Consider the following 12,206-nt stretch of genomic DNA (forward strand, 5'->3'; position numbering starts at 1 on the left):
ACAGCGTACGGGGGCTACGGTCGGCGGGTGCCCGTCGAGCCCCCGCCCAGCCCGTGGTCCTTCGGCGACCCGAGCCGCTTCCCCGACGACGACGACCTGGTCGGCATCGGCGCCGACCTCGAGCCCGGCACGCTGCTCGCGGCCTACCGCCAGGGTCTCTTCCCGATGCCCTCGGGCCACCGCGGCGACCCGATGTACTGGTTCTGCCCGCTCGAGCGGGGTGTGCTGCCGCTCGACGGGCTGCGTGTCTCGCGCTCGCTGCGCCGCGCGACGCGCGACTTCGAGATCCGGGTCGACACCGCCTTCGCCGAGGTGCTCGACGCCTGCGCCGACCCCCGGCGCCCGGCGGGCTGGATCGACGGCGAGATCCGCGCCGCCTACGTGCGCCTGCACGACCTGGGCTGGGCCCACTCGGTGGAGGCGTGGCAGGACGGGCGCCTCGTCGGAGGCCTGTACGGCGTGGCCAGCGGCGGGCTCTTCGCGGGGGAGTCGATGTTCCACCGCGTGCGCGACGCCTCCAAGGTCGCCCTGGTCGGGCTCGTCGACCTGCTCGCCGCCGACCTCGACGTCCACCCCGACCGGCTCCTCGACGTGCAGTGGAGCACCGAGCACCTGGCCAGCCTCGGCGTCGTCACCCTCAGCCGTGCCGACTACCTCGCCCGCCTCGCCCGCGCCCTGGAGTGCCCGCTGCCGGCGGCCTTCGGCGGCCCGGACGCCCCGGGTCCGTCGTGACGCCGGTCGTGCCGGCGCGGTCGGGAAATCCTCGGGGTGGGAGGAGGCATGAACCGCGCGCGCTGGGGCAGGGTCAGCGTGCTCGGGCCCTCACGGGCGAGGACCACGTGGTCCCCGACGACCCCCTACCGACCCCCACGTCTGGAGATCGCATGTCCCTGACCCGTCTGCGCCGCGGAGCCGCTGCCGGCTCCCTCGTCCTCCTCGCCTCGATGGCCACCGCCTGCGGTGGCGGCGACGACGGGGCCTCGACCCCCGACGACGCCTCGTCGGACGACTTCTGCTCGACCTACTCCGACATCCTCTCGGGCATCGGCGACCAGGAGGAGCCCGACGCCGGCGCCATCAAGGACTTCGCCGACCAGCTGGCCGAGGTCGGCACCCCGGAGAACATCTCCGAGGAGGCCCGCGAGGGCTTCGAGATCTTCATCGACACCATCAACGACCTGCCCGACGACGCCTCCGCCGCCGAGATCGAGGACTTCGACCCCGACATCTCCGACGAGGACGACGCCAAGGTCGACGCGTTCTTCGAGTACACCGCCACCGAGTGCGCCGAGGCGCTCGGCATCCCCTCCGACCTGCCCAGCGCCGAGCTGCCCGACGACTCCTCCAGCGAGTCCACCGAGTGACTCCCGCGGGTCGGGCCGCTGCGCCCCGACCCACCGCGGGCCCGTCCCGCACCGCTGCGCACCGGCGGGCGGTGACCCGACACGGGGTCGCCGCCCGCCGGGGTGCGCTCCGCACCCGCCCAGGCTGCTCTCAGGTGCGCGTGCCACGCTCGCACCCATGCTGTTCTCCACCCTCGCCGACCGACCCGCCCGCCCCACGACCCCGCGGTCCTCGCGCCGGCCCCGGCGTACGCCGCTGCTCGTGGCGGGCCTCGCGGTCTCGGCCCTCGTGCTCGTGGGCTGCGGGTCCGACGACTCCGAGTCGGCCTCCGACGCGGCCAGCCCGGCGGCGTCGGGCAGCGCCGCCGCGCCCGACCTCGGCGAGGCCCAAGGCCTCTGCGACGCGCTGACCAGCGTCGACGGGCTCGACACCGGATCCGACGTCGCCACCTTCGCCGAGGCGCTGGGCTCCGCCGAGGTGCCCTCCGACGCCCCGGCCGACGCCGCCACCGGCTACGACGTCTACCTCGAGAAGCTCCAGGAGGTCGACCCCGACCTCACCGCCGAGGAGCTGGCCGCCGAGGGCGACTTCCAGCTGAGCAAGCAGGAGAAGACCCAGGTGGCGGCCTTCGTGGGCTACGTCAGCCAGGTCTGCGCCGGTGCCGCGGCGTCGGAGTCGCCGTCGGAGTCGCCGTCGGAGTCGCCGTCGGAGTCGCCCGCCGAGTGAGGCCGGGCGGCCTCGGGCGACCGGCCTCGACCGTGCTCAGACGACCTGGGGCGGCTGGCCGGTCTCGCTGACCATGGGCCGGCCGGCGGCCTCCCAGTCGAGCATGCCGCCGTCGAGGTTGACGACGTCGTGACCCTGCTGGGCGAGGTAGCCGGTGGCCTGGGCCGAGCGGCCGCCGACCTTGCACACCACGAGCACCTGGCCCTCGGGCACGTCGGCGAGGCGCTGGGGCAGGTCCATGAGCGGGATGTGGACCGCGCCCTCGATGTGGCCGTGCTCCCACTCGACGGGCTCGCGCACGTCGAGCACCGCCAGCCCCTCGGGTAGGGGCTGCGGGACGCCGTCGACGGAGACGGTGGGGATGCCGGTCATGGGGGCCTCGATCCTGGTGCGGGGGTGCGTCGGGTCCGTGCAGGGGCTCGCCGGTCGTGCCGGGTCTAGCCGGGGTGCCGGGTCCGACGCTACTTGAGCAGCCGGCTCATCCGGCGGTCGGCCAGCGGCTTGCCACCGGTCTGGCAGGTGGGGCAGTACTGCAGGCTGGAGTCGGCGAAGGAGACCTCGCGCACGGTGTCGCCGCAGACCGGGCAGGCCTCGCCGGCGCGGCCGTGGACGGCGAGGTTCGACTTCTTCTCGCCCTTCAGCTCGCTGGCGGCCAGGCCGCGGGAGCGCTCGACGGCGTCGCCGACGGTGCGGCGCAGGGCGGCGTACAGGGTGGCGAGCTCGTCGTCGGTGAGGCTGTTGGCCGGCTTGTAGGGCGACATCCGCGCGGCGTGGAGGATCTCGTCGGAGTAGGCGTTGCCGATGCCGGCGATGGTGCCCTGGTGGCGCAGCACCCCCTTGACCTGCTTGCGGCCCTCGCGCTGCAGGATCGAGCCGAGCACGTCGACGGTGAAGCCGTCCTCGAGGGGGTCGGGGCCCAGGCTCGCGATGCCGGGCACGTCGTGGGGGTCGCGCACGACGTACATCGCCAGGCTCTTGCGGGTGCCGGCCTCGGTGACGTCGAGACCGGTGCCGTCGTCGAGCTCGATGCGCACCGCCAGCGTCGACTTGCTGCTCGGCTTCGGCGGCACCATCGGCAGCTCCTCGCGCCAGCGCACCCAGCCCGCCCGGGCGAGGTGGAGCACGAGGTGGACCCCCGAGGCGTCGATGTCGAGGAACTTGCCGTGGCGGGTCACGTCGTCGACCAGCGTGCCCTCCAGCGCCGACAGCGGCGGGTCGAAGGTCTTCAGGGCGCTGAACGCCGCCACGTGGACCTTGACGATCGCACGTCCGTCGAGCCGGCCCTTGAGGTCCAGGGCCAGCGCCTCCACCTCGGGTAGCTCGGGCACGTCGCCGAGTCTAGGGGGGTGGGGTCGGCCGACCGGCGGGTTTCACCGGCCGGCTGGCGAAACCCGCACCTGTCGGCCGTCGCACGGGCCGACAGGTGCGGGTCCGGGCCGACAGGATCGGGTACGCCGCGATCCCGGGGTCGCAGGCCTGCGGACCGACCCGGTGACAGACGGGCGCGGGCGGAGCATCATGGGCAGATGTCACGCGTGCGCACGCTGCCCGAGACGGGGTCGATCCACCTCGACGCCCGCGGTGACGACCGCGCGCTGCGGGTCTCCTGGCACCCCGAGGCCGAGGTCGTCGTGCTGTCGCTGTGGCGCGACAACGTCTGCGCCGGGTCCTTCCGGCTCAGCGTCGACGAGGTGCCCGAGATGATCGAGGTGCTGCGCCGCGGCCTCGACCAGGCCTACGACGCAGCGCGCGCCCGCCGCCGCGCGGCCCGGGCCGAGCCGGCCTGAGGGTGCTGGCCGGTCCGGGAGTCCGGGCCGCGCGGGTGCGGGTCGTCCGCGACCGCGGGCGGTCGCGGGGTGCGCTCAGCCGGCCAGGTGGGCCAGCCGGTCGAGCTCGGCGTCGGTGAGGTCGACGAAGGCGTCGTCGCGCAGCACCGAGAGCGAGCCGTCGTCGATGCGGAAGAACAGCCCGACGAGCCGCACCCGCTCGAGCCGCTCGGCGCCGAGCACCTCGCGCAGCCGGTCGAGGGTGACCGCGACGTTGACCTGGGCGAGCTGGTCGACCTCGCCGTCGCCGGCGGCCGCGGCCGACGCGCCCACCGGGTGCTGGGCCCGCCAGGCCGACACCGAGGGTGCGGCGTGGCGCAGCCAGCGGTCGACCGGGTCGCTGGCGTCGGCGCCCGCAGCGCCCGCAGCCCCCGCAGCCCCCGCGGCCCCTGTGGCCGGGCCGGCCGCCTCGTCGGAGGCGACCGCGGCGGTCATCGCGCCGCAGCCGGAGTGGCCGCAGACGACGACGACCTCGACGCCGAGCTGGTCGACGGCGTAGAGCACCGGCGCGGAGACCGCGCCGTCGTCGTCGCCGTCGGCGGGGGCGAGGTTGCCCATGGTGCGGATGGTGAAGAGATCGCCCGGCCCGCTGCTGGTGAGCTGGTTGGGCACCAGCCGCGAGTCGACGCAGCCCAGGAAGGCGGCGCGGGGGGCCTGGCCGTCGCGGAGCTCGTCGTAGACCGGCTGCAGCGAGGCCGAGGTGCGGCGGTGGTACTCCCGCACCCCGACCGCCAGCGGGTGGGCCGGGGCGGTGGTGCCGAGGTCGGCGTCCCCGTTCTGCCAGGCGCCCCACGGCAGCCAGGCACGGGGCGAGACGGGCCGCGACTTGGCGGCCCGCTCGGCAGCGGCCTCCTCGCCGGCCGGGCCGGAGTGCTCGACGACGACCTGGCCGCCCTGGGCCTCGTAGCGGCTGCGCCAGTCGTCGATCTGGTCGCGGGCCGCGGGGTCGAGGTAGTCGACGAGCAGGTCGACCTCGACCACCTGGCCCTCGGGCACGGTGGCGAGCCGCCGGGCCAGCACGGGCAGGGCGAGGAACGACACGCTGCCGTGCACCTCGACGACCCACAGGGCCCGCCCGTCGGGGGCGGGGCCGGCCTCGCGCACGTCGACCTTGACCTGGGCGGTGCGCCACAAGGTGAGCAGCAGGGCGCCGACCAGGCCGATGAGCACGCCCTCGACCAGGTTGAGCGCGAGGACGCCGACCACGGTGGCGACGTAGATCCACAGCTCGCCGCGTGCGCGGGAGCGGCGTACGTCGGCCGGCTTGACCAGCCCGGTGCCCATGACCAGCAGCAGGCCGGCGAGCGCGGCCAGCGGGATCTGCTCGACCAGGCCGACCAGCAGCAGGGCGAAGACGAGCACCCACACGCCGTGCAGGATCGCGGAGGCGCGGGTGCGGGCGCCGGCGGCGACGTTGGTGGCGCTGCGCACGATGACGCCGGTGACGGGCAGGCCGCCCAGCGCGCCGGAGGCGGTGTTGGCGACCCCCTGGCCGACCAGCTCGCGGTCGAGGCGGGCGCGGGGCCCGTCGTGGAGCTTGTCGATGGCCACGGCCGAGAGCAGGCTCTCGACCGAGGCGATGAGGGCGACGGTGAGCACGGCGCCGGCCACGGCCAGGGGCGTGCCCTCGGGCATGGCGACGGTGCCGATCTGGTCGAGCAGCGCCCCGCCGAGGTCGACGCGCTCGGCGTCGGGCAGCCAGGCGGCGGCCATCAGGGTCAGCAGGGTGACGGCCACGAGCGGGCCGGGCACCGCCTTGACCCTGGCGGGCATCCGCGGCCAGAGCAGCAGGATCACCACGACGCCGGTGGCCGCGAGCAGGGCGTGGGAGTCGGGGGAGAGCAGCGAGGAGCCGATGGACTGCAGGTTGGCCCAGGCCGAGGGCTGCGAGGTCGAGCCGAGGGCCACGTTGAGCTGGCCCAGCACGATCGAGATGCCGATGCCGGCCAGCATGGCGGCGACCACGGTGGGCGAGATGGCCAGGGCGTAGCGGCCCAGGCGGGTGGCGCCGAGCACGAGCTGGAGCAGGCCGGCCATGGCGGTGATCGCGCAGGTGGCCTCCCAGCCGAACTCGGCGACGACCTCGGCCACGACGACGGTCAGCCCCGCGGCCGGACCGCTCACCTGGAGCGGGGCGCCGCCGACGATGCCGGCGAGGATCCCGCCGACGGCGGCGGCGATGAGGCCGGCGGCGACGGGGGCGCCGGAGGCCACGGCGATGCCGAGCGAGAGCGGTACGGCGACGAGGAAGACCACCAGCGAGGCCGGCACGTCGAAGCGGGCGTCGCGCCGGGCCCAGCCGGTCAGCGAGCGGCCCAGGTCGCGGGGGGAGGGGAGGCCTCCGGGCGGTCCGGACCCGGCGGGGGAGCCGGGGGAGCCGGAGGAGGAGGCGGAGTGGGCAGCGGGGGGTGCGTGCGTGTGGGTCACCGAGAATTCCCTGGGATCGACGGAGTGTGCGGTCTGTGGGGGAACGGCGAGAGTAGGCAGACGCCTGGGCGCGACACCCGGGCGTGTGACCTGGATCCCGGTGGTCGTAAGAGGATTCTCATCCCCGTCTCAGACGGGGCTCGTGAGGCGGGTGTGGCCGCTGGGGCTCACTCGCGCTCTCTCGAGGCGTCTAGGACTGGCCCGAGACAGCGCGATAGTCGGGTAGGGCGGGGGGCAGGCGGCGCACGAGCAGCCGACGGCAGACGGAGGCAGACGGAGGCAGACGGAGGCGGACGGAGGCGGAGGGAGGCGGAGGAGGGCGGAGGCCGCGGACCGCGTGGCTAGGTCCCGCGCGTCGTCTACGACTGACGCTAGACAGGCGGATACGGTCCGGTCATGGACCCGATCCGCAACCCCTACGCGCCCGGCGCCGGACAGCGCCCGCCGGAGCTGGCCGGTCGCGACGAGGAGCTGGCGACCTTCGAGGTGGTGCTCGAGCGCGTCGCGCGCGGTCGGCCCGAGCGCTCGCTGGTGCTCACCGGGCTGCGCGGGGTGGGCAAGACGGTGCTGCTCAACGCGCTGCGCTCCGCGGCGGTGCGCCGCGGCTGGGGCACCGGCAAGCTCGAGGCCCGCCCCGACCAGCGGCTGCGCCGGCCGCTGTCGTCGGCGCTGCACCAGGCGGTGCGCGAGCTCGGCGTACCCGGGCCTGGTGGTGGGCCGGGTGGTGGGCCGGGGTCGGGGGAGGAGCAGGTCGACCACGTGCTGGGCGTGCTGCGCTCCTTCGCCCAGCGCGACGCCGGCGCCGACGCGCGCCTCAAGGACCGGTGGAGCCCGGGCATCGACGCCCCGGCCGTGCGCGGGCGGGCCGACTCCGGCGACATCGAGATCGACCTGGTCGAGCTGCTCACCGACGTCGGCGGGCTGGCCGCCGACGCGGGCAAGGGGGTCGCGGTCTTCATCGACGAGATGCAGGACCTCGGCCCCGACGACGTCTCCGCGCTGTGCGCGGCGTGCCACGAGATCAGCCAGTCGGGCCTGCCGCTGATCGTGGTCGGCGCGGGGCTGCCGCACCTGCCCGCCGTGCTCTCGGCCAGCAAGTCCTACTCCGAGCGGCTCTTCCGCTACGCCCGCATCGACCGGCTGACCCGGGAGGCCGCCGACCGCGCGCTGAGCGCCCCGGCCACCGACGAGGACGCGGCGTTCACCGAGGCGGGGCTGGCGGCGATGTACGACGCGACCGGCGGCTACCCCTACTTCATCCAGGCCTACGGCAAGACCGTCTGGGACGTCGCGCCCCGCTCGCCGATCACCGAGGACGACGTGGCCGTGGCCGCCCCCGAGGCCGAGCGCGAGCTGGCCGTCGGCTTCTTCGGCAGCCGCTACGAGCGCGCGACCCCGGCCGAGCGGGAGTACCTGCGCGGCATGGCCGACGCCGCCGTCGCCCTGGCCGCCGGCGGCACCGACGTCGACGCGGTCGGCTCGGTGGCCACCGCCGACGTCGCCACCACCCTGGGCAAGAAGCCGCAGTCGCTCTCCCCGGCGCGCGACGCGCTGATGAAGAAGGGCCTGGTCTACTCCGGCGAGCGGGGCCGGATCGCCTTCACCGTGCCCCACTTCGGGCGCTACCTGCGCGAGCAGGCCTGACCCGCGCCGCCGGGTGGCGTAGCGGCGACGCGTGGGTCGGCGCAGGGTCGGGTGCGGGGTCAGGCGCGGCGTACGACGACCCGCGGCGGCTCGCGCAGCGACTGCCCCACGACGCAGTAGCGCTCGGTGGTCGCGGCCAGGCGCGCCAGCTGCTCCTCGTCGACGGTGGAGTCCTCGGGCAGGGTGAGGTCGAAGGTCACGACGACGTCGGTGACCCCGACCGGGGCCTCGCGGTCGACGCCGAGGGTGCCGCGGGCGTCGAAGACGGCCTCCGCGGTGCCGGTGGCCGCGAGCACGTCGACCCCGCTGGCCAGCGCGACGCTGCGCAGGGTCACCCCGGCGCAGGCGAGCAGCGCCTCGAGCAGCATGTCGCCGGAGCAGGCGTCGCTGCCGTCGCCGCCGGTGGCCTCGTGCAGCCCGGCCCGCGCGGGGCCGGCCCAGGTGTCGACGGTCGCGGTGACCCCGGGGTCGGCGAAGCCGGCGCGGGCCCGCAGCGGGGTGCGGGCGCTGGCGGGGTCGTCGCGGTAGCGCTGCTTGAGCGGCGCCTGGGCCGCGCGCACCTGCGCGCGCAGGTCGGAGGGCCCGGTCGAGGGCTGGGGCGAGGGCCCGGTCGGGAGTGCGGTCATGGCGCCAGTCTGCGCGGCCCGACGGGCCCGCGGACCGTCCGGTCGGACGGGGCGAGACCGGCCCGACACGCGATCGTCACCCGCGCGGGCGCGGGCGGGAGCACACTGGGTCGATGAGGTCCGGCGCACGACGCTCCGACGCTCCGCACGGCCCCCGCGCCGGGCCGGCAGCGGCTGCGGCCGGCGCGCTCCCGCAGGTCGTGGCGCACCGCGGGGCCAGCCACGACAACGCCGAGCACACGCTGGGGGCCTATGTCGCGGCGCTCGACGACGGGGCCGCCGCGCTGGAGTGCGACGTACGCCTGACCGCCGACGGGCACCTCGTCTGCGTGCACGACCGCACGCTGCGACGCACCGCGAGCGCCGAGGGGGCGGTCTCGACCATGGAGCTGGCCCAGCTCTCCCAGCTCGACTTCGCCTCCTGGAAGCACCCCTGGGCCGACCTCGACGACGAGGCGCCCGAGCGCGACCCCGCCCACGACACCGTGCTGACCCTGCGCCGGCTGTGCGAGGTGGCCGCCGACTACGACCGGCGGGTGGAGCTGGCGATCGAGACCAAGCACCCCACGAGGTACGGCGGGCTGGTGGAGCGCCGGCTCGTCGACGTGCTGCGCGACTTCGGGTGGGACCGCCCGGGCACCCCGGCGCGGGTGATGAGCTTCTCCCACACCGCCCTGCAGCGCGTGGAGCGGCTCGCGCCCGCCGTGCCGCTGGTGATGCTGCTCGACAAGGCCGCGCTCTGCCGATGGTGCGCCGCGTGATCGGCCCCGACTGGCGGGTCGGGCCCGGCGTCGAGGTGCTCGCCGGGCACCCGCGGCTCGGCCCGCGGATCACGGCCTCGGGGCGGCGGATGCACGTGTGGACGGTCAACACCCGCGACCAGCTCGACCTGTGCGTGCGGCTCGGGGTGGAGGCGGTCATCACCGACCGGCCGGCCTACCTGCTCGACCTGCTCGAGGCGCGGGGTCGCACCGGCGCCGACGGGTCGGGGGGCGGCGTATAGGTTCACGCCCATGGCGAAGAAGTCCCGCACCAAGGCCCGTGAGACCACCACCCCCGGCGAGGTCGGCCCGCGCCAGCCCTGCCCCTGCGGCTCCGGCAAGCGCTACAAGGCCTGCCACGGCGCCCCCGGCGGCCCCGCGGCGACCTTCGTCAACCGCCCCTTCGAGGGCCTGCCCTCGGAGTGCGACGTCATCGCGCTGCGCGAGCTCGTGCCCGCCGGCACCGCCCCGCTGACCCTCAAGGACGGCGTCACGGGCTCCGGGCGCGCCGTCACGCTCTGCTCGCTGCTGCCGATGGCCGCGCCCGCCATGGTGCGCGACTCCGGCGAGGTGTGGCTGGGCCTGCAGGTGCAGCACAACTTCGGCGACCCCGCCCGCGACCTCGGCGCCGTGCTCACCAAGGCCCTCGAGCAGGCCGAGCGCGGCGAGGCCGGCATCGTCGGGCTCACCGGCGACCCCGGCGAGGGCCCCCGCCTGCAGGACCTCGTCGAGGGCGGCACGCTCGACGTCACCGTGCACGAGGGCTTCGACTACTGGATCGCCGACGTCGACGACCGCGACGGCATGGCCGCCGCGCTGGAGCAGGCCAACGAAGCCGCCGCCCCGACGGCCAAGCTGACCTCGGTGGAGTCGGCGTACTGGACCAACGTCGGCACCAAGGAGCACCTGCGCTGGGTCATGCCCGAGCCCGAGGACCGGCTGCTCGACGCCCTCGCCCGCCTGCACGCCGCCGGCAAGGACGACATCGCCCCCGGCTCGCGCCTGGTCGGCATGTTCCGCGCCCACGGCCTGCTCGCCCCCGTCTGGGACCTCCCCGTCGGCACCGGCCCCGAGGCGCTCGAGGAGCCGGCCGCGCAGTACGCCGCCGACCTCGCCGCCGCCCTCGCCGACGACGCGCCCCTCACCCCCGAGGAGCGCTCGGCCCGCAACGGCCTGGCCAACCGGCAGCTGACCATCCGCTGAGGGCTGGGCCGGCTCGGCGGGTTTCACCAGCCGGCTGGTGAAACCCGCACCTGTCGGCCCACGCGTCGGCCGACAGGTGCGGGTACGGGCCGACCGGTGTGACCGGTGGAGCCGGTGTGACCGGGCTGGGCTGGACGTCGGCGTCGTCCTCGGCGCAGCAGCCGCCCGCCCGGCGTCGGCCCGAGGTACGCCGTGAGCGCCACGGCCCGCCGCGGCGCGGCGTCGATCCCCCGCGGGAGCCCGCGGTCAGCGGGGACGCACGACGTAGGCGGGCAGGCGGGAGTAGCCCTTCACCGAGACCCGCCGCAGCCGCTTGAAGCGGTACGCCGCCGCCCCGTCGCCCGGCGGTCCGGTGCCGGCGGGCCTGGTGCCCGCGTCGTTGTCGGCGTCGCCGTCGGCGTCTGGTCGCTCGTCAGGCCCGGGCCCGGTGCCGTCGCCGCCGTCGTCGCTGTCGCCGTCCCGGCCGTCGGACTCACCCCGGTCGGCGCCGGTGAGCACGTCGTGGGCGCCGCGGTCGACGAGCACGGCGCCGGGTCGGGCGACGGAGGTCAGCCGGGAGGCGACGTTGACGGTGGGCCCGAAGACGTCGCCGAGCCGGCTGACCACGTCGCCGTGGGCGACACCGGCCCGCACGGCGGGGAAGTCGTCGTGCTCGTCTTCGCCGCGTGCGGCCATGGCCAGGGCGACGTCGACGGTGGCGGCGACGTCGTCGGCGACGAAGAGCACCTCGTCGCCGATGTTCTTGATCACCCGGCCGCCCGCCTGCACGACGAGGTCGGAGACGGCGGCCTCGAAGCCCTCCAGCCACGCGACCAGCTCGGCGTCGCCGAGGGACTTGGAGCGCGAGGTGTAACCGACGATGTCGACGAAGCAGACCGCCATCGCGGAGGTCTGGGTGCCGGGGGCGCCGGTGGTGTCGACGGCGAGCAGGCGGCTGGTGGCCGTGGCCAGGTGGCGGCGCCACATGTAGGACTGCAGGTGCTCGACGCGCTCGAGCGCCTCGGTGGCGAGCACGGCGAGGGTCTCGGCGGGGTCGCGCCCGCCGGGCCCGCCTTCGCCGCCGACCGCCCGCGCCGACTCCAGGGTCACGTCGGCCAGCAGTGCGGCCTGCCACTCCGCGAGGCGGGCGTAGCTGCGGCCCCAGGTGCGCACCAGCGCCGACTGGCGCTCGGGGCTCAGCACCCCCAGGCGCACCAGGTCGCTGCTCCACCGCAGCGCCTGCACGTCGGCGGCGGTGAAGGCGACGTCGTCGTCACCGGCGGTCGGGAAGCCCAGCAGCCGCCACAGCTCCTCGGCCAGCTCCGAGGGCACACCGGCCCGCTCCGCGACCTGGCGCCGGGTCAGGCTCGGTGGCTCGCCGAGCAGGTAGGTCTCCAGGGGGGCCAGGGCCGCGGCCAGCACCGCCGGGTCGACGTCGCGGTCCTCTCCCGACCCTTCACCCGCCGCGCCGTCAGTCGGGCCGTCGGCCGGGCCGTCGGCCGCGCCGGCGCCGCCCGGGGCGGTCCCGTCGGCCGGAGCCGCCGAGGCGACCGCGGCTGCCTCGCCCACGGGGCCTGCCGCGTCGGTCGCGCCGTCGACCGCCGCGCGCTCGCCCGACCGGCGCCGGTCACCGGGGCGGTCGGCGTCGCGGCGGCTCACGGCGTACGCGG

The 12,206-nt window shown here is 76.0% G+C and carries 13 protein-coding genes; 8 read left to right on the forward strand and 5 right to left on the reverse strand.

The window, feature by feature from the left end; genetic code table 11:
• Positions 1–27: 27 nt before the first annotated feature.
• The 3 genes from aat (at position 28) to M3673_RS14915 (ending at position 2,070) form a co-directional block, all read left to right on the forward strand.
• On the forward strand, positions 28–732 hold the full coding sequence (gene aat, locus M3673_RS14905) for a leucyl/phenylalanyl-tRNA--protein transferase (protein ID WP_251534550.1): 705 nt from the start codon (positions 28–30) through the stop codon (positions 730–732).
• A 152-nt stretch (positions 733–884) separates the two neighbouring features.
• Entirely contained in the window at positions 885–1,364 is a 480-nt protein-coding gene (locus M3673_RS14910) for a hypothetical protein (protein WP_193661659.1), read from the forward strand.
• 157 nt (positions 1,365–1,521) lie between these two features.
• Positions 1,522–2,070, forward strand: a complete 549-nt coding sequence (locus M3673_RS14915) for a hypothetical protein (protein ID WP_251534552.1) — start codon at positions 1,522–1,524, stop codon at positions 2,068–2,070.
• Between the two features lie 36 nt (positions 2,071–2,106).
• On the opposite strand, the gene M3673_RS14920 is transcribed toward M3673_RS14915, so the two are convergent.
• Together M3673_RS14920 and M3673_RS14925 are read right to left on the reverse strand one after the other, a co-directional pair.
• On the reverse strand, positions 2,107–2,442 hold the full coding sequence (locus tag M3673_RS14920; protein ID WP_193661657.1) for a rhodanese-like domain-containing protein: 336 nt from the start codon (positions 2,440–2,442) through the stop codon (positions 2,107–2,109).
• Between the two features lie 89 nt (positions 2,443–2,531).
• Positions 2,532–3,398 carry a DNA-formamidopyrimidine glycosylase family protein gene (locus M3673_RS14925; RefSeq protein ID WP_251534554.1) on the reverse strand — a complete coding sequence of 289 codons (867 nt, stop codon included), beginning with the start codon at positions 3,396–3,398 and terminating at the stop codon, positions 2,532–2,534.
• A 198-nt stretch (positions 3,399–3,596) separates the two neighbouring features.
• On the opposite strand from M3673_RS14925, the gene M3673_RS14930 reads away from it, so the two are divergent.
• On the forward strand, positions 3,597–3,857 hold the full coding sequence (locus M3673_RS14930) for a hypothetical protein (protein WP_193661655.1): 261 nt from the start codon (positions 3,597–3,599) through the stop codon (positions 3,855–3,857).
• 75 nt (positions 3,858–3,932) lie between these two features.
• Here M3673_RS14930 and M3673_RS14935 read toward each other — a convergent pair whose 3' ends face one another.
• The gene (locus M3673_RS14935; protein WP_251534556.1) at positions 3,933–6,323 is read right to left on the reverse strand and encodes a bifunctional SulP family inorganic anion transporter/carbonic anhydrase; all 2,391 of its coding nucleotides are present in this window, start codon (positions 6,321–6,323) and stop codon (positions 3,933–3,935) included.
• Between the two features lie 396 nt (positions 6,324–6,719).
• On the opposite strand from M3673_RS14935, the gene M3673_RS14940 reads away from it, so the two are divergent.
• Positions 6,720–7,967, forward strand: a complete 1,248-nt coding sequence (locus tag M3673_RS14940; protein ID WP_193661652.1) for an ATP-binding protein — start codon at positions 6,720–6,722, stop codon at positions 7,965–7,967.
• Between the two features lie 59 nt (positions 7,968–8,026).
• Here the strand turns inward: M3673_RS14940 and M3673_RS14945 are convergent, their stop codons facing one another.
• Positions 8,027–8,593 (reverse strand): OsmC family protein, encoded by a 567-nt coding sequence (locus M3673_RS14945; protein WP_251534558.1) that lies wholly within the window; start codon positions 8,591–8,593, stop codon positions 8,027–8,029.
• Between the two features lie 113 nt (positions 8,594–8,706).
• Here M3673_RS14945 and M3673_RS14950 point away from each other — a divergent pair, with 113 nt between their 5' ends.
• Genes M3673_RS14950 through M3673_RS14960 form a run of 3 tightly spaced genes read left to right on the forward strand, consistent with a single transcriptional unit; the run spans position 8,707 to position 10,557 of the window.
• The gene (locus M3673_RS14950) at positions 8,707–9,354 is read left to right on the forward strand and encodes a glycerophosphodiester phosphodiesterase family protein (RefSeq protein ID WP_251534560.1); all 648 of its coding nucleotides are present in this window, start codon (positions 8,707–8,709) and stop codon (positions 9,352–9,354) included.
• A complete protein-coding gene (locus M3673_RS19710) occupies positions 9,351–9,596 on the forward strand; it encodes a glycerophosphodiester phosphodiesterase family protein (RefSeq protein WP_251534561.1) in 246 nt (81 codons plus the stop codon). The genes M3673_RS14950 and M3673_RS19710 overlap by 4 nt, the downstream gene beginning before the upstream one ends.
• 10 nt (positions 9,597–9,606) lie before the next feature.
• The gene (locus M3673_RS14960) at positions 9,607–10,557 is read left to right on the forward strand and encodes a DUF5926 family protein (protein ID WP_251534563.1); all 951 of its coding nucleotides are present in this window, start codon (positions 9,607–9,609) and stop codon (positions 10,555–10,557) included.
• A 246-nt stretch (positions 10,558–10,803) separates the two neighbouring features.
• On the opposite strand, the gene M3673_RS14965 is transcribed toward M3673_RS14960, so the two are convergent.
• The gene (locus M3673_RS14965; protein WP_251534565.1) at positions 10,804–12,195 is read right to left on the reverse strand and encodes an adenylate/guanylate cyclase domain-containing protein; all 1,392 of its coding nucleotides are present in this window, start codon (positions 12,193–12,195) and stop codon (positions 10,804–10,806) included.
• Positions 12,196–12,206 lie beyond the last annotated feature (11 nt).

The organism is Nocardioides sp. P86, assembly GCF_023712465.1.
Classification (GTDB): Bacteria; Actinomycetota; Actinomycetes; order Propionibacteriales; family Nocardioidaceae; genus Nocardioides; species Nocardioides kribbensis.